Origin of the sequence: Paractinoplanes bogorensis (assembly GCF_018829635.1) — a bacterium.
Lineage (GTDB): Bacteria > Actinomycetota > Actinomycetes > Mycobacteriales > Micromonosporaceae > Actinoplanes > Actinoplanes bogorensis.
Genome location: NZ_JAHKKG010000008.1, coordinates 87582 through 106705, shown reverse-complemented (window position 1 = coordinate 106705; position 19124 = coordinate 87582). Strand labels below are relative to the sequence as shown.

The 19124-nt window shown below is 70.3% G+C and carries 20 protein-coding genes and 1 pseudogene; 7 read left to right on the top strand and 14 right to left on the bottom strand.

The features are described 5' to 3' along the window. Nucleotides 1-12: 12 nt before the first annotated feature. On the bottom strand, nucleotides 13-630 hold the full coding sequence (locus KOI35_RS26065) for a helix-turn-helix transcriptional regulator (protein WP_215791160.1): 618 nt from the start codon (nucleotides 628-630) through the stop codon (nucleotides 13-15). A gap of 36 nt (nucleotides 631-666) precedes the next feature. On the opposite strand from KOI35_RS26065, the gene KOI35_RS26060 reads away from it, so the two are divergent. Beyond that, a complete protein-coding gene (locus tag KOI35_RS26060) occupies nucleotides 667-840 on the top strand; it encodes a hypothetical protein (RefSeq protein ID WP_215791158.1) in 174 nt (57 codons plus the stop codon). Nucleotides 841-882: 42 nt separating this feature from the next. Here the strand turns inward: KOI35_RS26060 and KOI35_RS26055 are convergent, their stop codons facing one another. From KOI35_RS26055 to KOI35_RS26045, 3 genes are all read right to left on the bottom strand, one after another. Then, nucleotides 883-2358 carry a flavin-containing monooxygenase gene (locus KOI35_RS26055; protein WP_215791156.1) on the bottom strand — a complete coding sequence of 492 codons (1476 nt, stop codon included), beginning with the start codon at nucleotides 2356-2358 and terminating at the stop codon, nucleotides 883-885. Nucleotides 2359-2360: 2 nt separating this feature from the next. Continuing rightward, a complete protein-coding gene (locus KOI35_RS26050; RefSeq protein WP_215791154.1) occupies nucleotides 2361-2828 on the bottom strand; it encodes a cupin domain-containing protein in 468 nt (155 codons plus the stop codon). Nucleotides 2829-2893: 65 nt separating this feature from the next. Further along, nucleotides 2894-3667 carry an IclR family transcriptional regulator gene (locus KOI35_RS26045; RefSeq protein WP_215791152.1) on the bottom strand — a complete coding sequence of 258 codons (774 nt, stop codon included), beginning with the start codon at nucleotides 3665-3667 and terminating at the stop codon, nucleotides 2894-2896. 38 nt (nucleotides 3668-3705) lie between these two features. Here KOI35_RS26045 and KOI35_RS26040 point away from each other — a divergent pair, with 38 nt between their 5' ends. The 4 genes from KOI35_RS26040 to KOI35_RS26025 all read left to right on the top strand — a co-directional run bounded on the left by KOI35_RS26040 (nucleotide 3706) and on the right by KOI35_RS26025 (nucleotide 6766). Beyond that, complete coding sequence (locus KOI35_RS26040) at nucleotides 3706-4437, top strand: SDR family oxidoreductase (RefSeq protein WP_215791150.1); 732 nt, start codon at nucleotides 3706-3708, stop codon at nucleotides 4435-4437. Beyond that, nucleotides 4437-4913, top strand: a complete 477-nt coding sequence (locus KOI35_RS26035) for a cupin domain-containing protein (RefSeq protein WP_215791148.1) — start codon at nucleotides 4437-4439, stop codon at nucleotides 4911-4913. Before KOI35_RS26040 ends, KOI35_RS26035 begins: the two co-directional genes overlap by 1 nt. Before the next feature lie 82 nt (nucleotides 4914-4995). Then, nucleotides 4996-5850, top strand: a complete 855-nt coding sequence (locus KOI35_RS26030; RefSeq protein ID WP_215791147.1) for an alpha/beta fold hydrolase — start codon at nucleotides 4996-4998, stop codon at nucleotides 5848-5850. After that, the gene (locus tag KOI35_RS26025; protein ID WP_215791145.1) at nucleotides 5843-6766 is read left to right on the top strand and encodes a DODA-type extradiol aromatic ring-opening family dioxygenase; all 924 of its coding nucleotides are present in this window, start codon (nucleotides 5843-5845) and stop codon (nucleotides 6764-6766) included. Before KOI35_RS26030 ends, KOI35_RS26025 begins: the two co-directional genes overlap by 8 nt. Here KOI35_RS26025 and KOI35_RS48470 read toward each other — a convergent pair. The 4 genes and pseudogenes from KOI35_RS48470 to KOI35_RS26010 form a co-directional block, all read right to left on the bottom strand. Further along, nucleotides 6763-7110 (bottom strand): GNAT family N-acetyltransferase, encoded by a 348-nt coding sequence (locus KOI35_RS48470; protein WP_308121175.1) that lies wholly within the window; start codon nucleotides 7108-7110, stop codon nucleotides 6763-6765. The two genes, KOI35_RS26025 and KOI35_RS48470, sit on opposite strands and share 4 nt — an antisense overlap. 123 nt (nucleotides 7111-7233) lie before the next feature. Then, nucleotides 7234-7767 (bottom strand): annotated as a pseudogene (locus tag KOI35_RS47650) (GNAT family N-acetyltransferase); the annotation flags it as partial. Between the two features lie 4 nt (nucleotides 7768-7771). Beyond that, nucleotides 7772-8596 (bottom strand): GNAT family N-acetyltransferase, encoded by an 825-nt coding sequence (locus KOI35_RS26015; RefSeq protein WP_215791141.1) that lies wholly within the window; start codon nucleotides 8594-8596, stop codon nucleotides 7772-7774. After that, entirely contained in the window at nucleotides 8593-9060 is a 468-nt protein-coding gene (locus KOI35_RS26010; RefSeq protein ID WP_215791134.1) for a GNAT family N-acetyltransferase, read from the bottom strand. The genes KOI35_RS26015 and KOI35_RS26010 overlap by 4 nt, the downstream gene beginning before the upstream one ends. A 216-nt stretch (nucleotides 9061-9276) precedes the next feature. Between KOI35_RS26010 and KOI35_RS26005 the strand changes: the two genes are divergently transcribed. Further along, on the top strand, nucleotides 9277-10434 hold the full coding sequence (locus tag KOI35_RS26005) for a hypothetical protein (protein WP_308121154.1): 1158 nt from the start codon (nucleotides 9277-9279) through the stop codon (nucleotides 10432-10434). Here KOI35_RS26005 and rph read toward each other — a convergent pair. The 5 genes from rph to KOI35_RS25980 form a co-directional block, all read right to left on the bottom strand. Next, complete coding sequence (rph, locus tag KOI35_RS26000) at nucleotides 10416-12923, bottom strand: rifamycin-inactivating phosphotransferase (RefSeq protein ID WP_246613795.1); 2508 nt, start codon at nucleotides 12921-12923, stop codon at nucleotides 10416-10418. The genes KOI35_RS26005 and rph overlap by 19 nt on opposite strands. 568 nt (nucleotides 12924-13491) lie before the next feature. Continuing rightward, nucleotides 13492-14865, bottom strand: coding sequence for a S28 family serine protease (locus KOI35_RS25995; protein WP_215791130.1), 1374 nt, complete (start codon nucleotides 14863-14865; stop codon nucleotides 13492-13494). Nucleotides 14866-14879: 14 nt separating this feature from the next. Continuing rightward, nucleotides 14880-15887 (bottom strand): 4-hydroxy-2-oxovalerate aldolase, encoded by a 1008-nt coding sequence (gene dmpG / locus KOI35_RS25990; RefSeq protein ID WP_215791129.1) that lies wholly within the window; start codon nucleotides 15885-15887, stop codon nucleotides 14880-14882. Next, a complete protein-coding gene (locus KOI35_RS25985; protein WP_281420229.1) occupies nucleotides 15884-16804 on the bottom strand; it encodes an acetaldehyde dehydrogenase (acetylating) in 921 nt (306 codons plus the stop codon). Before KOI35_RS25985 ends, dmpG begins: the two co-directional genes overlap by 4 nt. After that, nucleotides 16804-17574 (bottom strand): 2-keto-4-pentenoate hydratase, encoded by a 771-nt coding sequence (locus KOI35_RS25980; RefSeq protein ID WP_215791127.1) that lies wholly within the window; start codon nucleotides 17572-17574, stop codon nucleotides 16804-16806. The genes KOI35_RS25985 and KOI35_RS25980 overlap by 1 nt, the downstream gene beginning before the upstream one ends. Before the next feature lie 157 nt (nucleotides 17575-17731). Here KOI35_RS25980 and KOI35_RS25975 point away from each other — a divergent pair, with 157 nt between their 5' ends. Continuing rightward, nucleotides 17732-18295, top strand: a complete 564-nt coding sequence (locus KOI35_RS25975; RefSeq protein WP_215791118.1) for a hypothetical protein — start codon at nucleotides 17732-17734, stop codon at nucleotides 18293-18295. Nucleotides 18296-18395: 100 nt separating this feature from the next. On the opposite strand, the gene KOI35_RS47645 is transcribed toward KOI35_RS25975, so the two are convergent. Next, nucleotides 18396-19124 (bottom strand): IclR family transcriptional regulator, encoded by a 729-nt coding sequence (locus KOI35_RS47645; protein ID WP_215791116.1) that lies wholly within the window; start codon nucleotides 19122-19124, stop codon nucleotides 18396-18398.

The window sequence follows — 19124 nt, the reverse complement described above, 5'->3', positions numbered from 1 at the left end:
CTAAACTCTATGTCAATGGGAATTGTTTTTAGACTTCCCGGCCGGGAACACCACGCAACAGCCGGTCGGGCCGGGGTCCAGTCCGGCCTCCGCGCCGGTCAGGCCACGCAGCAGCGCCAGGTTCATGCCGCAGACCAGCCCCGGGTGCGACTCGGCGAGCGCGTGGAACGGGCAGTTACGCAGGCGGACGGTGCGGTCCGCGTCCTCGTACGGCTCGTAGCCCAACTCCTCGAGACGCGGCATCAGGTCGCCCCCGGCCAGCTTCGCGCCCTGCTCCTGAGCCGCCTCGTAGAGCGCCGGTTCCACGCCGGCCCGCTCGACCGCGTCGGCCAGCACCGTGGCCAGCAGCCGATAGTCCCGCGGCGGCAGCGACACCGTGAGCTCCGCGTCCGAGCGGCGGTAGAGCTTGGCCGGCCGGCCCGCACCAGGCCCACCAACCCTTTTCCCGTACGCCGTGTCGAGCAGCCCGGCCTCAGCCAGCTTGTCCAGGTGGAACGCGGCCAGCGTGCGCCCGATCCCGACCGCCTCGGCGACCTCGTTGCGGCCGACCGGTTCCGCCCGCACGACGACGAACTCGTAGACCGCGCGGCGCACCGGCTCCCGCAACGCCCCCAGGGCCTCCAGCGACATGACCCGACGCTACCTCCGCTGTCCGCCGGGCTGGACATGGCATTCACGCCGGCCGGCCGGATCGCCGGGGACACGGTGGCCCAGGCGATTCAGCTCGCACACGAGTACGAGCCGCAGCCGCCCTACCGAGCCGGTTCGCCGGATCTGGCTCCGCCCGGGGTGCTCGCCGCCGTCCGCGCCCGCGCAAACAACATCTTGACCGGAACCTGACCGTCGGTGCCGGCCCGCCGCCACGTGGCGGGCCGGCAGCTCTCAGGCGTCCTCGAGCACTCGGTCCCGCGCGCGCAGGCGGGCGACCAGGGCCGGCGTCACGCCGCGGTAGGCGGACGGGTCGACCGGGTTGATCCAGTGCGATGCCCGGGTTCGCCGGCCGATGTTCAGGCCGAGGTCGTCGAGCACCTCGTCGGCGTTCTTGAGCGAGAACGGGATGATCTTCGTGCCGCGGTTGTGGTGGCGGTCGGTGGCCTCGTCCATGAAGGCCAGCTGGGCCTTGACCTGGGCCCGCATCTCGTCGGGGGCAGGCACCGGCGCCAGGCCGGCCATGTGGGCCGCGATCCAGACGGCAGCCATCTCGGCGTTCAGCGGGCTGAAGAACGAGCTGTTGTAGCCGTTGAAGTAGAGCCCGTCGACGCCGGGCGGCAGGATCTGGCGGTACAGCTGGAAGTTGCCGCGCTCGTCGAACAGCTGCCGCTGCACGTCTTCGCTCAAAAACGGGACGCCCTGCCGGAAGCCGGTGGCGCAGACGATCAGGTCGGCGGGCAGGACAGTGCCGTCGGCGAGCTCGGCCTCTCCTGCGCGCAGGTGCGTGATCGTGGTGTCGCGGTGCACGCGGATCGCGCCCGCCTCGACGCCTTCGAAGAAGCCCTCGGTGGCCAGGCCGATCGCGCCCTTGACGATGCCCTCCATGCTGCCGCGGGGCACCAGGCCGAGCTGCTTGAGCTTGAACTGCCGGACGGACACCGAACCGATCGAGTTGAGCATGTTGCGGCGCATCGGGTTGCCCGGACCGTGCAGGAAACGCTCAACTCCGCGCAGTCGGTGGTACTTGAACAGCGCCTCGCCCATCCGGGTCAGCAGCAGCATCTTGAAGTTGAGCACCCCGGCGATCTTCCGCGGCACCTTCCACAGCAGTTGGCGCGCGATGACGTCCGTCGAAGCGGCCACTTCACTGAGCGGCACGGTCACATCGCACGCGGACTTGCCGTAACCGACAACCAGAACATGCTTGCCGCGCGCAATCCCGGCGTCGTGCATCTCGGTCCCGGCCAGGATTTTGCCACCGCCGGCCACGAACTCGTCCGCACCGTCGAAAACGGGCATGTTCGGCTCGCAGAACACGCCGTTGGCCACCACGACCCGGTCGACGGTCTCGGTCGAACCGTCGGAGAGGCTGACCGTCCACTGCGCGTTGGTGCGCGCAACGGTCAGAACCCGTACGCCCAAACGCAACTGGCTCTCGATCTTGAAGTCGTGGGCGTAGGACGCGAGCCACGACTGGACCTGCTCACCGCTGGGCCACTCGGGGAACTCGCGCGGCATCGGGTAGTCGGAGAAGCCGTACGTGGCCTTGGCGCTCTGGGTGGTCAGCCCGGGGTAGCGGCGCGTGCGGCTCCACACCCCGCCGACGTCGGGCGCCGAGTCCCAGACGACGACCTCGTGCCCGGCCTGCATCAGCGTCTTGGCCGTGGTCAGTCCGGCCACGCCGGCGCCGATGATCCCGACCCGCATGGTCAGTGCCCCCCGCCCGGCGGGAGCTGCAGCTCGATCCCGAACTCCTCCATGATCGGCTTCAGGGTGGCCATGTCCTTGGGGCCGGGCGGCAATTCGCCCAGCGCCTGGTAATAGGCCTCGAGCCCGGCCGGCGACACAACCGAGATGACACGAGCTTCTTCCCCGTACGGGTTCCGGAACGTGTGCACGACGTTGCGGGGCAGATAGAGGTAGTCGCCGAACTCGAGGACGAACTCCTCGCCACCCAGCGACACGTCGAGCCGTCCGGCCAGGCAGATGAACGACTCGTCCTCGCGGGTGTGGATGTGCGCGGGCGGGCCGTTGGTCTCCGGCGGGATCGCGTATTCGAACAGCGAGTAGGCGTCGCGGGTGGCCGACCCGTTCGCCTTCATCGTGATGTTCAGGCCGATCGCCGGGATCTGCGTGCCCTTGCGCGAGCTGAGCATGTATCCGCCACCGAGGCTCACGGGTCCTCCTCCAGGTCCACCGGTTGTTAGCTGGCTCACAGCCTGCGTCCGGCGGCGCGCTCGCCCTAGCGGTGGTCCCGCTCAGCGGGACGAAAAGCGCGCGAGGTGGCCGCCGCGGCCAGCCGGACGGCCGGTCCGGCCCGGTCGGCCCGCACGAGAGCGGCCGGCCCGGTGACCGAGACTGCGGCCACCACGGCGCCGAGCGGGTCGAAGATCGGGGCGGCCACGCAGCTGATCCCGATGTTGCCCTCCTCGCGCTCCACGGCCAGGCCACGGTCGGGAATCGCGGCCAGCTCGCGGCGCAGCGCGGTCGCCGTGGTCATGGTGCGCGGCGTCCGGCGGGGCATGCCGGCGTCGACCACCGCCCGTACGGCGTCCTCGTCGCTGTAGGCCAGGATCGCCATGCCCAGCGCCGAGCAGTAGGCCGGCAGCAGCGCACCGACCTGCGAGAGCATCGGCATCGGGCGATGGCCGGTGATCTTTTCGACGAGCAGCACCTGGGTGCCGCTGAGCACGCCGAGCTGCACCGTGAGCCGGGTCGCGTGGTGCAGATCCTGCAGGTAGGGCAGCGCCGACTCGCGCAGCTGGTGCCGCACCGGGGCCAGGCCGGACAGCTCGAAGATGCGGTTGCCGACCCGGTAGCGGTCGGCCGGTTTGTCCAGCCAGCCCAGCCTGAGCATCTTGTCGGCGGTCCGGTGCGTGGTCGAGCGCGGCAGCCCGCACCGGGCCACCAGCGCGGCCAGGCTGAGCTCGCGGTGCTGCTCGTCGAACGCACCCAGGATCGCGGCGGCCCGGTCGAGGCCGCCCAGTGATCCCGCGTCCCGCTCAGCGGGACTCACGGTAGGGCCTTGCGCATCATGGCGGTCAGGCTAACCCCGTGCCCCAGTTCCGGAGAACAGCTCTCGTCGGCGGCGGCGGATCCGGCATCGGGTTCGCCGCCGCCGAGTGCCTGGCCCGCGCCGGCCACGACGTCGTGCTGGCCGGCCGCCGCCGCGAACCGCTCGACAAGGCCGCGGCGGTGCTGGCCGAGCGGACCGGTGCCGGCGTCACAACCGTGGTGGCCGACCTGGCGACCGACGTCCCGCGGGTGACCGCGGCGGCCGACGTGCTCATCCTGAACGCCGGTGGGCCGCCACCCGGGCGCATCCTGAGCGTCGACGACGACGGCTGGCAGCGGGCGTTCGATCTGCTGCTGCGCGGGCCGATGCGGTTGGCCCGGCTGGCGCTGCCCGCCATGGCCGGGCGTGGCTTCGGCCGGGTCGTGTTCGTGACGTCCACGGCCGTACGGCAGCCGCAACCTGATCTGGCCACCAGCGTGGTGTTGCGCGCCGCGGTCACCAGCGCGGCCAAGTTGCTGTCCCGCGAGTACGCGGACCGCGGCGTGACGGTCAACTGCGTGGCGCCCGGCCCGACCGACACCGCACGGCGCCGCGAGGTGCTCGCCGCCATGTCCATCTCCGACGCCGCGGACGCCGCCAACGTCCCGGCCGGTCGCGCCGGTCGGCCCGAGGAGATCGGCGCGGCCGTCGCGTTCCTGGCCTCGGCGGCCGCAAGCTACGTCAACGGGACCGTGCTCACGGTCGACGGCGGCAGAACGGAGACACCCTGATGGCGTTTGACATGGCAGCGTTCCTGGGCGGCATCTCGGACGTGGTGCGGCCCGGCGAGGCCCGGCCGTTCGTGGTGCACGACAGCGAGCTGGAGACGCTGCCCGCGGCGAAGGTGCACAACCCGACCACGCTGCGGATCGCCGGCAAGCTGCCGACGAACACGTTCGAGATCTTCCGGCAGACCATCCCGGCCGGGTTGAGCTCGGACATGCAGCGGCACTACCACGAGACCGTGCACTACGTGATCAGCGGGCGCGGGCACACCGAGCTCGACGACGAGAGCGAGTCGTGGGAGACGGGCGCGTTCGTGTACACGCCGCCGTGGACGTGGCACCGGCACTACAACGACTCGGCCGACGAACCAGTCGAGTTCCTGACCATCGAGAACTCGCGGCTGCTGGCCCTGTTCGGGATCGCGCGCCGCGAGAGCGCCGGGCTGTCCACGGTGTCCGAGGCGCGGGAGCGCTTTCAGTAAGTGAGTCCTCACATCGGGGCGGAGCGGCTTGCAAGTGAGTACTCACATCGGGGCGGCATGGACAGACAGGGGAGGCAGGTAAGTGAGTACTCACATCAGCGTCTGGGGTGAGTTGTCGGCGCTGGAGCACACGTTGCGGTTCGTCGACGTGCACGGCGTACGGACAAGGGTGCTGCAAGCGGGAAACGGACCTGACCTGATCCTGCTGCACGGGACCGGCGGGCATCTCGAGGCGTACGCGCGGGATCTGGCCGGACTCGCCGAGGACTTCCGCGTCACCGCGTACGACATGATCGGGCATGGTTGGTCCGAGACGCCCGACCGTCCGTACACGATCGATGTCCTGTCCGACCATCTGATCGGGCTGATGGACGTTCTGGGCATCGAACGCGCACATCTGAGCGGCGAATCGCTCGGCGGCTGGGTGGTGGCGTGGACGGCCGCGTTCCATCCGGACCGGGTCGACCGGGTGGTGCTCAACACGCCGGGCAACATCGCGAACAAGCCCGAAGTGATGGCGCGGATGCGGGACAGCACGATGGCCGCGGTGCGCGATCCGAGCGACGAGACCGTACGGCGGAGGGTCGAGTTTCTGTTCCACCACAAGGAAATGGTCACCGACGAGCTCGTCAACCTGCGGCGGGCGGTGTACAGCCGGCCCGGGTTCGTGCAGGCGATGACCAACACGCTCGTACTGCAGGATCCGGTGGTGCGTAAGGCGTACGCGTGGGAACCGGGCTGGGTCGGCAAGGTGACCGCGCCGACGCTGTTGCTGTGGACCGAGCACGATCCGACCGGCGGGCTGGACGAGGCCGACATGTTGCTGTCCTGGCTGCCGGATGCGCGTCTGCACGTCATCGCGGACGCTGGGCACTGGCCGCAGTGGGAGAAGGTCGACGAATACCTGCGCGTGCACCGGGAGTTCCTCCATGGCTGAGATCATCGGTTTCGTCGGCATGTCGCACTCGCCGTTCGCCACGCTGCTGCCGTTCACCGGCGGGCCGGGCGGCAAGTTCCTGGCCGACGCCGCGCGAGTGGCGACCGCCGTGAGCCGTCTGCGGCCGGACGCGGTCGTGGTGATCGGACCGGACCACTTCCACGCGAACTTCTACGACCAGATGCCGCCGTTCGTCCTGGGTGTCGAGGCGGCCACCGGGTTCGGCGATTTCGGCAGCACCGAGGGGGAGTTGCCGGTCGCCACCGGGCTGGCCTGGGCGATCCGGGACGGCCTGGACGACGCCGGGTTCGACGTGTCGCTGTCGTACGCGCTGACCGTCGACCACGGCGTCGTCCAGAGCTACGAGATGACCACCGGATTGTCGGTGCCGGTGGTGCCGCTCGTGCTCAACACGGCCGCTCCCCCGCTGCCGTCGCTGGGGCGTTGTGTGGCGCTGGGGACCGCGCTGGGCAACGCGATCCGCGCGTCCTCATCGGACAGCCGGGTCCTGGTCGTGGCGAGCGGCGGGTTGTCGCACTGGCTACCGTCGAACGATCCCCGCGATCCGTCGGTGGTCGGCGAGAAGCGTGATTCGCTCATCCACGGACGGAAAGATGCGCGCGCGTTTGCGGCTGTTCGCGAGCCACGCGTACGGGCGATGGCCGGCAATCCGGACGCACCGGTGAACGCGGACTGGGACCGGTGGTTCCTGCGGCAGCTCTACTCGCGGGACCTGTCGCCGATCGTCGACCTGGGCCACGACAAGCTCGAGCACGAGGCCGGCAGCGGGGGCCACGAGGTCCGTACGTGGCTGGTCGGCCACGCCGCCGTCGGCCTGCCGCTGGTCTGGGACAGCTACGAGCCCGTCCCCGAATGGATCACCGGCATGGGCATCGGCACCACGTTCCCCGTCTAGCATTCGATCCGCTTCGTCAGGCGGACGTCCTCCTCCTGGTAGCCGCGCCGGGCGTAGAAGGCGCGCGCGCCGTGGTTGGCAGCACCGGTGTCCAGCGTGAGATGCCGGAGACCGCGCTGCCGGGCCCACTCCTCGGCCTCCGCCATCAGGAGCGTCCCGACGCCGCGGTGCTCGTGGTCGGCCCGCACGACGAGCTCGCCGACGTAGGCGTCGATCTCGCCGGCGAAGTGGCGGCGTTCGGTCACGGTCACCAGCCCGACGACGGCATCCCCGGCGACCGCGACGAAAACGTCCTGCCCGTCGGCCGCGGCTTTGTCGAGCGACGACTCGATCCACCCGGCCACGGCCCGGCCGACCGCCTCACCGTCGCGCCAAGGGGCCACCCCGATCCGCAGGCGTGGAGCGAGGAGGAGAGCGGCCTCGCGGTCAGCCGGCGCGTAGCGGCGGACAACAACGGCGGCATCCGGCCGCACAGCCTCGAAGAGTTCGAAGACGGTGTCGTAGTACTTCGCCGTACGGCCCCGCGCGGTCATGCCGAGGCGCCGGCAGACGGCCTGGGAGGCGTGATTGTCCGGGTGCGTCACGGCCAGAACCCGGGTCAGCCCGCGGTCGAACGCATCCCGGAGGACAGCGTCGGCCGCCTCGGTGGCGTAGCCGTGCCCCCAGGCGTCCGGGTGCAGGTGCCAGCCGATCTCGACGTCGGCCGGGTCGTCGGGCGACTCACCGGCCGGGTTGCCGGCCGACAACGGGATCGGTTTGAGCAGGAGGTTGCCGACCGGGTGACCGTCCGCCGTGGTGATCGCCCAGATGCCGTGCACCGGGTGGTCGAGGGCCCGGCGGCGAGCGATCGAGGCCAGCGCGTCCTCCCGGGTGCTCATCGTGGCGGGGTGCGGGCCGAGGAAGCGTACGACCTCCCAGCGCGACTCGAGGTCGAGGAGAAAGCCGGCGTCCTCATCACGCCAGGGCCGCAGCACCAGCCGGTCACTCGTGATCGTGCGCATTTCTCTACCGCCGGACCAGAACGGCCCGGGCATAGAGCAGGTCGAAGCCCTGCCGCTGCACGTTCTGCTGGGACTTGGAACCGGGCTGGGTGGTGACCACGGCAACGTCGCAGCCCTCGTCGGCCGCGTCGGCCAGCCGGGCCGACAGCAGTGCCGTCTGGACGCCGTGGCGGCGGTGCTCGGGGAGGGTGGCGGCGCCGGTCAGCTGGGCCACCCCGTCCACCACGTGCATGCTGGCGCCACCGGCCGGAACCCCGTCGCGCAGCGCGAGGTAGTGGCGCAGACCCGCCGCGGCCATGTCGCGCATGGCGTTGAGCACGGTCTCACGGGGAAACTCCTCGTGCGAGGCGACGCCCTGGGTGTCGGCCACGGCGAACGCGTCGGCGACCAGTTCCAGCCACAGGTCGAACTCGTCCGGAGCGGCCCGGCGGACCTCGATCCCGGGCGGCGACGCGGTCACCGGGCCGGGACGGGCGCCGAGCACGTTCTCGAACGAGACCAGCCGATAACCACGGCCGGTCAGCAGGTCACCGATCGCCGGGTCGGCCAGGGTGGAAACCTCGGCCTGCACCGGGCTGCCGCAGGCCGCGAACGCGCGCTCGACCGTGTCGAGATCGGCCGCGGCCGGGACGCCGCCGAAGCCGAGACCGGCCACCTTGTTCAACGGCGAGTCCACGTCGGCGAAGCTCGCCACCCCGCCCGCCAGCGGTTGCGCGAACCCGCGCGGATCGGCGCCCCGCCGGCGGGCGGCGTCGCTGCCACGGGCGATCAGGTCCGCTTCGAGGCGCTCGAGGCGGGCCGCCAGTTCGACGTCACAGAAGAGAGTCATCGCTCGTAGGAGAACACAATCATGTCCCGCATGACGATGCCGTTCTCGGTCAGCGGCGGGTCGATGTACGAGAAGAAGTCGCGCTTCACGGCGTGCATGCGGAAGCCGCACCGCTGATAGAACGCGATGTTGTCGAGCGCGCAGTTGGCCGTGCCGACCAGCATGGTGCGGCCGTGCCGGGGCAGTTCGGCCAGCAGTGCGGCGACGATCCGGCCGCCGTGGCCCTGGCGGCGGGCCGTGGCGGCGACGGCGAGATAGAGCAGTTCCGAGGGCTCGTCGTCCGACCAGCGCATCACGGCCGCGCCGACCGGCTCGTCGCCGGCCTGCGCGAGATAACCCCGCACGGCCGGATCGCGCAGCGCGGCCCGGATCCGGTCGTCGTCCTCCTCGGCGTCGTGCAGGAGCGGGATCAGGCTCTCCGCGTCGTCCGCCGCGACCGGCACACATTGCCAGTTCGTGTCCACTCGCTCAATCTCGCACAACGGCGGCGGGCAACTCGATCGGTTTCGGTTCCCGGCGCGCGGCGCCGCCTGGGCCTCGGCGCAGGACCGCGTGATCGGCCGGACGTGCGCTAGCGTGCGCGCATGAAGACGAACGGGCAGCGCGCCGGCGGGATCGCCTTCGCCGCGGCCGTGGGCGCGCTGGCCGGAGCCGCGATCGCCCGCCGCCGCGGAGTGCGCGTGACGGTCGCCGCCGGACTGGCGGGTGCGGTCACTCTGGCCGCGACCGAAGCGGTTGCGCGCGCCCGGCAGCGGCCCGGTGAGATTCCGCCGTGGTGGTCACGGGTCGTGATGAGCGGGGCGATCGCCGCCTCGGCGGGCGGAGTCGTGAACGCCGGGCCGGTCACGGTCGGCCTGGCCGCCGGTACGGTCGCGGGGGCGCTCGGGATGCGCCCGCACAAGGTGGCGCTCGGCCCGGTCGTGGGCGCCGCCGTCGGGGCCCTGTGGCGGCGCGCCGGCGACCCTCCCCCGGCGGCGGTGGCGGCCAGCGCGGTGGTGGCTTTCCGCGCATTGTCGGCGGTGCTTTTCCGGGAGCCGCAGGTCGGGTTGCTGGCTGAGGGCGTACGGGAAGAGGAATTGCCCTTTGTCGTGCCGCTCGAAGCGCGCTCGACCTATGTCGGCACGGATTATGTGCGCGGGCTGGCCGAGGTGATCGGCGGCGATTATCAGGCCGCCGCGCAGGATGTGGGCATCATCGCGTCGCTCGACGACCTGGCCGGGCCGCAATTCGATCCGGGTGACGTCGATCCGCTCGTGCGCGAGTTCTACGAGCACACCACCCGGTTCAAGCTCGACATCGTGCCCGAGTGGCGGCTGTGGGTGCGTCCGGGATATCTGCTTTACCGTACGTTCGTGGCGCGCCCGCTCGGCCAGGCCAACGTGCCGATGAATCAACGCGAGACGCAGCGGGGCGTTCGCAGCCGCATCGACACGATCACTCCGGACGGCGCGGACACCATTGGTATCCGCGGTTGGATCCGCTCGTTCGCCGACACCGACGAGCCGATCTATGTGGGCATCTACACGACCTATCGGCACGACGGGCGCGGCTATGTGAGCGTCGGATTCCCGGTGCCCCAGGGCAGTTTCACCGCCACCCTGCTGCCACTGCCGCGCCCCGGCGGTGGGCTCGTGCTCACCAGCCGCAGCGAACTCGCGCATCCCGGGCATTACCTGACCTTTATCGATCCCGAGATACGCGAACTCACCACGTTGGCCGTGCACGGCTTCACCGAGCAATTGGACGTCTACGTCGAGGACGGCCGGCTACGGGCCGAACATGCCTTTTCCCTGTACGGCCTGCCGTTCCTCGTATTGCATTACAGGATCTCGACGTAGCCCTCGGTTCCGTGCAGCCTGATCCGCTGCCCGTCCTCGATCAGGCGGGTGGCGCCGACGACCCCGACGACGGCCGGTAAGCCGTATTCCCGCGCAATCACGGCGCCGTGCGTCATCAGTCCGCCGACCTCGGTCACCAGCCCGGCGACGGCCACAAAAACGGGCGTCCAACTCGGATCGGTGTACGCCGTGACCAGGATGTCGCCCGGCTCCAGATCGGCGTCGGCCATGTCGAGGACGACCCGGGCCCGGCCCTCCACCGTTCCCGCCGAAACGCCCAGCCCGGCCAGCGCGCCGTCGGGCAGATCATCCCGGCGGTACGCCCCGTTCGCCATCTCGCCGTCCGAGGTGAGAACGCGCGGGGGCGTCATCGCGGCGTGCGTGCGGAACTCGTCCTTCCGCCGCCGGACGAGTTCGGGGTCGATGCGGCCGGCGCGCAGTTCCTCATACGTCAGGAAGAACACGTCCTCGCTGCCCGCTTCCCTCAGCAGCGCCTGTTTGTAAAGGAAGAGGCGGCAGATGATGTCGTACTTCGGGTATTCGCGGTAACCGATGAACGTACGAACCCGGTCGATCATCCGTTTGGTCTCGGCCGCTTTGCTCGCCCCGTCGGGAAGGGCCCGCAGCCGGGTAAGGACGTCCGCTTCCTTGTCCAGGGCCTGCTGCCGGCCCTCCTCGAAGCGTCGTTTCGCGGCACCCGGCTGGAAATTGCGGACATTGTCAAGGAGGATCGGGGCCAGCGTTTCCGGCCGCTCCCGCCAGCGCGGCCGGGTGATGTCGATCTCGCCCGCGCACCGCATGCCGAACCGCTCGAGGAAAGGCTCGGCCGCCTCCGGCAAGATTCCGTCCTCCAGCTGCTTCACCATTTCCGGGTGCGGGCGGATCGCGTCGGCGACATCGAGCAGGGCCAGGCCCATCTCCGAGGTGATGTTGCCCGGGGCGGACAGGGTGAGGGTGTCGGCGGCGTTCTTCTCCCCCAGCCATTGTTCGAGATGCTCGTTGAGCCACCAGCTGGCTTCCATGCCGGCCATGACGGCCTGAATGCTCTGCGAATCGGTAAGCACACGTTTTTGTTCGCGGACGGCTTCGACCATGAATTCGAACAGTTCCGGACCGGTCTTGCCCGCGATGTCCCGGGCCAGGGCGGCGATCGAGGCCTGGCTGCGCTCGATCAGTCCGGCGACGATGGCCGGGTCGGTCGCGATCGGCTCGGGCTTTGCCGGGCCGGGGCTCGGCTTCGATGTGCTCGGCGCAGGTCCGCCGGGCGTCGATGCGCCCGGCTCTGGATCCGGCTGGAGCGGCAGAAAACCCTCATCCAGTACGGATTCCAGCGCGTCCCGGAAGAGTGGATCGCCTTGGCCGATGAGGGTGAGCAGGGCGGCCCGGGTCGACGGCGTGGACACCCGCCCGGCGACGTCGACCCACAGCCGGCCACCGGCCTCGTGCATCGGGGCCATGGCGATCATCTGCCAGACGGAGACGCCGAGCGGCTTCATGGCGTCGGTCATCATCTGCTGGTGGCCGACCGACAGATAGACGTGATTCTGGCCGTCGGTGGCCTTCGGGATCGGGAACAGGGTGGTGATGGGCCGGCTCTGCACCATCGCGAAGTTGTCACCGGTCCGGCACCACTCGATGTCTTGCGGGCGGCCGAAATGCGCCTCGATCCGGCGCCCGAGCCGGACGAGCCGCACAACCTGCTCATCGGTGAGCGCCGGGTGCTCGCCAGCGACCGTCCTGGACACAATCTCGTGGTCGCCCGGTTGTCCGCCGCTGCGCGTCTGCACGGCGTCGCCCACTTGTCCGCCGCTGCGCGTCTGCACGGCGTCGCGCACGTGGAATGTGTCGGGGGTGACCAGGCCGGACACCAGCGCCTCGCCGAGGCCGTGCGTGGCGTCCACGGTCGACACCCGGCGATTGCCGCTGACCGGGTCGGCCGTGAACAGGACTCCGGCCGCCTCCGCATCGACCATCTGCTGCACGATGACGGCCATTTCGACCGCACGGTGATCGATGTTGTTCCGTTCCCGGTAGGCGACGGCCCGGTCGGTGAACAGCGACGCCCAGCACCGGCGGACGGCGTCGAGGATCGCGGGTGTGCCGACGACGTTGAGGAACGAGTCCTGCTGCCCGGCGAACGAGGCCGTCGGCAGATCCTCGGCCGTGGCGCTGGACCGGACAGCGCACGGGGTCTGCTCACCGAGCTCGGCCATCGCGCCGGCGATCGCCTCCACCAGGTCATCCGGAAGAGTGACGCTCTCGATCGCCGACCGAGGGCCGCCGCGATCCGGGTCGGTGGACTCCGGACCGCCCGCGGATGGATCGGAAAGCACTGGCGCCACGATCTGGCGGAAGGCCTCCGTGGTCACGCAGAAGCCCGGCGGCACCTGGACACCCTCGATTTTCATCAGCTCGCCCAGGTTGGCGCCCTTACCGCCCGCCAGCGCCAACTGTGTCGCGTCGAGTTCCCTCAGATTCCGTACATACAACGTTGACTCGCCCCGTTTCCGCAGGTAGTGACCTCGGTCGCCCGATTCTGCGGTACACCCCGGGTCTTGCCGCAAGCCCCCTGCTGCGCTATACGTTAAGAGTGACAGGGAGGACTTTCTCCTTGCCTTTCGTTTGGCTCCCGCCCTTTCGCTGCGTTTCGCAGCAGGGCGCAGGGGCTGGTCTCACTGCCGCGACTCACTCTCGCCGGCTGGTCACGCGGTTCCCCAGGCGGCCGGACGTCGGGGTTGGTCTCGCTGCCGCGACTCACCCTCACCGGCTGGTCACGCGGTTCCCCAGGCGGCCGGACGTCGGTTGGTCTCGCTGCCGCGACTCACCCTCACCGGCTGGTCACGCGGTTCCCAGGCGGCCGGACGTCGGGGTTGGTCTCACTGCCGCCACTCACCCTCACCGGCCGGTCAGGCAGCACGCCAGGCGGCCCCAGGCGTCGGGGCTGGTCTCACTGCCGCCCCTCAGCCTTCAGCGCCTGGTTGCCGGGGTCCACGGCTCAGGCGACAGCGGTCGGCGCCCGGTGCACATCGCGTGCTCCGGGCGCCGACCAGCGAGCGTTTACTTCAGGGTCGGGCGGCGCGGCTCGATCATGTCTTCGAACGGCAGGTCGGCCGCCGGGCGGGCCGGGGCCAAGGTTGCGGCCGGAGCAAGTCCGGCCCAGCGGCGCAGCATTGCCGTGGCCGAGGCTGCGTCGGCTGCGTTCAGGCGGGAGATGTTTGCGCCGTGGTTGGCGCCCGGTGCCACGAACAGGGCCGAGTCGCGCCGGCTCGGGGCGAAGCGTTCGGCGCCCCACGGGTCGTTCTCGCCGTAGATGAACAGCATGCGCTGGGACAGCGTGCGCACCCACAGGTCGACGTCGATCATCGGCAGGGGGTTGTGGCGGGAGCGCAGTTCGGCCGGCAGCGAGGAGTTCGCCGTGTAGAGGCCGGGGTAGCGCAGCAGGCCCTTCAAATGCGGAAAGCGAAGTGAGGGCCAGCCGAGCTGGGTGGCGGCCTGGTAGTAGTACGGCCAGTACGGTTCGAGGCCCTCGTCGGTGTAGAACGACCAGCCGGCCACGCCGTCGATCCAGTCGAACAGCTCGTCGTCGGTGGCCGTGGCGGGTGGCACGGTCGCGCAGTCGGCGGCCGAGCTGTACTGCCAGAACGCCCACACGGTGTCGAGCACGGTCATCTCGTAGGCCCGGTCGGCGGTTCCGAGCGTACGGGAAAATGGTCCTTGCAGGCGGGGCACCAGGCGGTCGCGGCGTTTCAGGGCCTCGATCTGGACGGTGTCGAGGGCGGCCCGGCACGCGGCGTCGCCGACCGTGGTGAAGAAGCGGTCGTAGGCGCCGTCGAGGTCGTTGAGCGAGTCGTTCGGGGCGACGTAGGCGACCACGCCGTCGACGTCGTTCGGGTAGAAGCGGCGGTGGTAGACGCTGGTCATGCCGCCCTTGCTACCGCCGGTCTGGATCCACTTGGCCGAGTAGATCGTCTTGAGCGCCGTCACGATGCGGTGCTCGTCCGAGGCCTCCTGCCAGATGGTCAGGTCGTGCCAGTCGGCCGGAGCGGGCCGCGACGGGGTGAAGAACCGGTGCTCGACCGACACCTGGTTGCCGTCGAGCAGGCGGGTCGGCTCGGTGCGGCCGGGCTGCGGGTTCGCCGCCAGGTTGTAGCCGCTGGTCGACAGCACGGTCGGCGCGGCCTGGTCGCGGTGCAGCAGGGTGAGGCGTTGGTCGTACGTGGGACCGCCGGGTTTGCGGTGATCGACGGGCTGGCGGTAGGTGAGCACGAAGAAGCGGTAGCCGGTGGGCGCGCTCTCCGAGACGACGGTCAGACCGGGGATCGCCTTGAGACGGTCGAGGAGCTCGTCGGCCGCCGATGCGGGCGACGCGACGAGCAGTCCGGGTAGGAGTATGGCGATGACAGAAGCGAGGGTCAGCAGCAGTCGACGCATTGACGCATGCTAATTCACCGGGCGGCCGCCAAGTCCAGTGCGATGTCGACAATCAGATCCTCCTGGCCGCCGACCAGACCCCGCCGGCCGACCTCGACCAGGATCGTGCGCACGTCCACGCCGTAGCGGGACGCGGCCACCTCGGCATGCCGCAGGAACGAGCTGTAGACGCCCGCATAACCCAAGGTCAAAGTCTCCCGATCCACCCGTACGGGCCGGTCCTGCAACGGGCGCACCAGGTCCTCGGCCGCGTCCTGCAGGGCGAACAGGTCACAGCCGTGCTCCCAGCCCTTCAGGTTGGCCACGGCCACGAACGGCTCGATCGGGCAGTTGCCGGCCCCCGCCCCCTGCCCGGCCAGCGACGCGTCGACCCGGTAGACGCCCTCCTCGACGGCGACCATCGAGTTGGCCACCGAGAGTGACAGGTTCTCGTGCGCGTGGATGCCGATCTCGGTCGACGGATCGAGCACGGCACGATAGGCCCGGATCCGGTCGCGCACGCCGTCCATCATCAGCCGGCCGCCCGAGTCGGTGACATAGACACAGTGCGCGCCGTACGACTCCATCAGCTTGGCCTGCCCCGCCAGCACCTCGGGCGGGGCCATGTGACTCATCATCAGGAACCCGGACACGTCCATGCCGAGCGACCGCGCGGTGTCGATGTGCTGCGCCGACACGTCGGCCTCGGTGCAGTGGGTGGCGATCCGGACCGAGCGGACCCCCAGCGCGTACGCCTGCTTGAGCTCGGCGATCGTCCCGATGCCGGGCAGCAGCAGCGTGGTCAGGCGGGCGCGGGAGATGTTGGCCGCCGCGACCTCGAGCCACTGCCAGTCGGTGTGCGAACCGGGCCCGTAGTTCAGGCTGCCGCCGGCCAGACCGTCACCGTGCGACACCTCGATCCCGTCCACACCGGCCGCGTCGAGCGCACCCACGATCTTGGCGACCGAGTCGAGTTCCATCCGGTGCCGGACCGCGTGCATCCCGTCCCGCAATGTCACGTCCTGAATGAAAACCCTGGTCACGCCGTGATCCTTTCGGCCGCGGCGATCGCCGCCGACGTCATGATGTCGAGATTTCCCGCGTACGCGGGCAGGTAGTGAGCGGCCCCCTCGACCTCGAGGAACACGGAGACCTGATGCGTCACCGCCGCATCACCGGCCAGCGTGTGCACCGGCTGGTCCGCAGGGATCTCGGTGATCTGCACCTGCTGCTTGAGCCGGTATCCGGGCACGTAGCCCGACACCACGGCGACCATTTTCTCGATCGAGGCGATGATCTCGTCGCGCACAGCGGACGACGGCGCGTCGACCAGGCACAACACCGTGTCGCGCATGATCAACGGCGGGTCGGCCGGGTTGAGCACGATGATCGCCTTGCCCCGGGTCGCGCCGCCGACCTGCTCGATCGCGTGCGCGGTGGTCTCGGTGAACTCGTCGATGTTGGCCCGCGTGCCCGGCCCGGCCGACTTCGAGGCGATCGAGGCCACGATCTCGGCGTACGGCACCGGCGCGACCCGGGACACCGCGGCCACGATCGGGATCGTCGCCTGTCCCCCGCACGTCACCATGTTGATGTTGCGGGCTCCGGCGTGCTCGTCCAGGTTGACCGCCGGCACCACGAACGGCCCGAGCGCGGCCGGGGTCAGATCGATCAGGATTTTCCCGTACGGCTCCAGCTTCTTCGCATTCGCCACATGCGCGCCGGCCGACGTCGCATCGAAGACGACCTCGATCTCGTCGAAACCGTCCATCGCGATCAGGCCGTCGACGCCCTCCGCGGTCGTGGCCACGCCGAGACGACCGGCGCGGGCGAGCCCGTCGGACGCCGGATCGATCCCGACCATGGCGACGATCTCCAGCGACTCCGACACCCGCAGAATCTTGATCATCAGGTCGGTGCCGATGTTGCCCGAACCGATCACCGCTGCCTTCGTACCCATCAGGCCTCTCCGAAGTTCGTCGCGACCTCGCCCAGCCCGGTCAGGGTGGCGCTGACCCGCATGCCCGGGGTCACCGGGACCATCGGCCCGAGCGCGCCCGACAGCACGACCTGACCGGCCCGCAGCGGGTCGCCGTGGTCGCGCGCCGCCGTGGCCAGCCAGGCCAGCGCGATCAGCGGGTCACCCAGGCAGGCCGCGCCCGACCCTTTGGACACGACCTCGCCGTCCACCGACATCTCCATCTGGATCTCGACCGGGTTCAGCTCGTCCAGGCGCACCCGCGCGTCACCCAGCACGAACAGCGCGCTCGACGCGTTGTCGGCCACCGTGTCGGCGATGCTGATGTCCCACCCGGCGATCCGGCTGTCGACGATCTCGAGGGCGGGTGCCATCACGTCGACCGCGGCCCGCACGTCGGCTGCCGTGAAGTCGCCGGCCAGGTCGGCCCCGAGCACGAACGCGACCTCGGCCTCGATCCGCGGCTGCAGCAGGCCGGCCATCGGCACCGGGTCGAGCGCGCTGACGTCCATGTCGTCGAAGAGCACACCGAAGTCCGGTGCGTCCACGCCGAGCTGCTTCTGCACGGCCGGGTTGGTCAGCCCGATCTTGCGGCCGACGACGCGCGCGGTGCGCTGCCGCAGCTGCGTCTGTTCGAGTTGCACGGCGTACGCCGCGTCGATGTCGTCGGCCCCGATCAGGTCCCGGACCGGTGGGCACGGCGTTCCCGTGCGGGCCGCGTCGAGCAGGCGTTGCGCCGCTGGCGAAGTCATGCCGTCGACGATGCCTGCCCGGGGCGGGTTTGTCCTAGCAACGAGTTCCGCCAGGCGGAACTTTTCCCGTCGGGCACCCCGGCGTCACCGGCTGATCGACCGGCGTGGATCATGTCGCCGTCAAACTTGAGATTCGGGGAGAACCATAATGTCGGTCATGACCAGAATCCCGGCCAACTTCGTGTCGTCGGGCTGGGGAATTCCCACCGTCTGCGCCAAGCACGGCGAGCCGGCGGTGCCCGCCGCTTCGCAGAAGAAGGTCCAGTTCATCTCGAAGCCGCCGGCGTGGTCGTACGCGCTGATCCTGCTCGGCGCCCTCCCCTTCCTTATCGTCGTGCTGGTGACCCGCAAGACGGTCGTCGCCTCGGCGTGGCCGTTCTGCGCCCAGTGCGACGCCGCCCGCAAGCGCGGCCTGTTCATCACCCTCGGCCTGGTCGCCGCCGCGATCGTGGCCTTCCTGCTGATCGGCGCCGTCTCCGACAGCCTGGGCGCGCTGATGGCCCTGCTCGGCCTCTTCCTGCTGATGGCCGGCCTCATCTTCGGCCTCCGCACGGCCAACCGGGCTCTGCTGGCCGGCGGCAACACCACCGCCGACGGCTTCTTCGTGGAGTTCCCCAAAGCCCACGAGACGTTCGCCGCGCAGGCCAACGCGGCCCAGCAGCAGGCGGCGGCCCAGCAGGCGCCCCCGCAGGCGTTCCCGCAGCAGGCGTTCCCGGTCTAGTCCGGAGCGCTCGGGCTGATCATCGGTGCTGGGCGTGGCCTCGGCTGCGCTCGGCACCGAGGCCGCGCTGCTGTGCTCGTGATTCAGAGTGCCGCTCGGGTCAGCGCCGGGCCAGCGTGATGGCGATGCCGGCCGCGGCCGCCTTGACCAGGTCTCCGTGCTTCCGTGGCTGAAACCGGGTCGCCGGCCCGGCCACGCTGATCGCCGCCACGGCCAGGTCGTCCCCGTCGAGCACCGGCGCCCCCACACAGACGATCCCGACCGCCGACTCCTCGGCCTCGAACGCCAGCCCCGTCTCGGCCGCCTCGTCCAACTGCCCGCGCAGGATCGCCGCCGAGGTCACCGTCCGCGGCGCGAGGCGTGGCAGAGGCCCAGCCAGAACCTTTTCCCGTACGGGATCAGGCGCGAACGCCAGCAGCGCCTTCCCGATCGCCGTGGCATGCAACGGCATCCGCCCCCCGAGCCGCGACGGCGCCCGGGCCTGCCGGTGCCCACCGATCTTGGCCACGTAGACGACCTCGGCCCCTTCCCGCAACCCGAGGTGCACGGTCTCGTGGGTGCGCTCGTAGAGGTCCTGCAGAAACGGCGTGGCCACATCGATCAGGCTGCGCTCGACCGACGCCCGCATACCGAGCGCGAACAGATGCCCGCTGAGGTGAAACTTCCCGTCCACCCGGTCGAGCAGCCGCGCCTCGACCATCTCACCGGTGAGCCGATGCAGGGTGGCTTTGGCCAGCCCGGTCCGCCGCTGCAACTCGGCGAACCCCACCCCCCGATCCTCCGCCGTGAAGGCGTCGAGAATCGCCGCCACCTTCCCGATCACCGACAC

What these genes read in the sequence shown, in the direction of transcription:
- KOI35_RS26065 (WP_215791160.1), bottom strand. Translation starts at nt 630, where the DNA reads ATGTCGCTGGAGGCCCTGGGGGCGTTGCGGGAGCCGGTGCGCCGCGCG.
- KOI35_RS26060 (WP_215791158.1), top strand. Translation starts at nt 667, where the DNA reads ATGGCATTCACGCCGGCCGGCCGGATCGCCGGGGACACGGTGGCCCAG.
- KOI35_RS26055 (WP_215791156.1), bottom strand. Translation starts at nt 2,358, where the DNA reads ATGCGGGTCGGGATCATCGGCGCCGGCGTGGCCGGACTGACCACGGCC.
- KOI35_RS26035 (WP_215791148.1), top strand. Translation starts at nt 4,437, where the DNA reads ATGGCGTTTGACATGGCAGCGTTCCTGGGCGGCATCTCGGACGTGGTG.
- KOI35_RS26025 (WP_215791145.1), top strand. Translation starts at nt 5,843, where the DNA reads ATGGCTGAGATCATCGGTTTCGTCGGCATGTCGCACTCGCCGTTCGCC.
- KOI35_RS26015 (WP_215791141.1), bottom strand. Translation starts at nt 8,596, where the DNA reads ATGACTCTCTTCTGTGACGTCGAACTGGCGGCCCGCCTCGAGCGCCTC.
- KOI35_RS25995 (WP_215791130.1), bottom strand. Translation starts at nt 14,865, where the DNA reads ATGCGTCGACTGCTGCTGACCCTCGCTTCTGTCATCGCCATACTCCTA.
- KOI35_RS25985 (WP_281420229.1), bottom strand. Translation starts at nt 16,804, where the DNA reads ATGGGTACGAAGGCAGCGGTGATCGGTTCGGGCAACATCGGCACCGAC.
- KOI35_RS25980 (WP_215791127.1), bottom strand. Translation starts at nt 17,574, where the DNA reads ATGACTTCGCCAGCGGCGCAACGCCTGCTCGACGCGGCCCGCACGGGA.
- KOI35_RS25975 (WP_215791118.1), top strand. Translation starts at nt 17,732, where the DNA reads ATGACCAGAATCCCGGCCAACTTCGTGTCGTCGGGCTGGGGAATTCCC.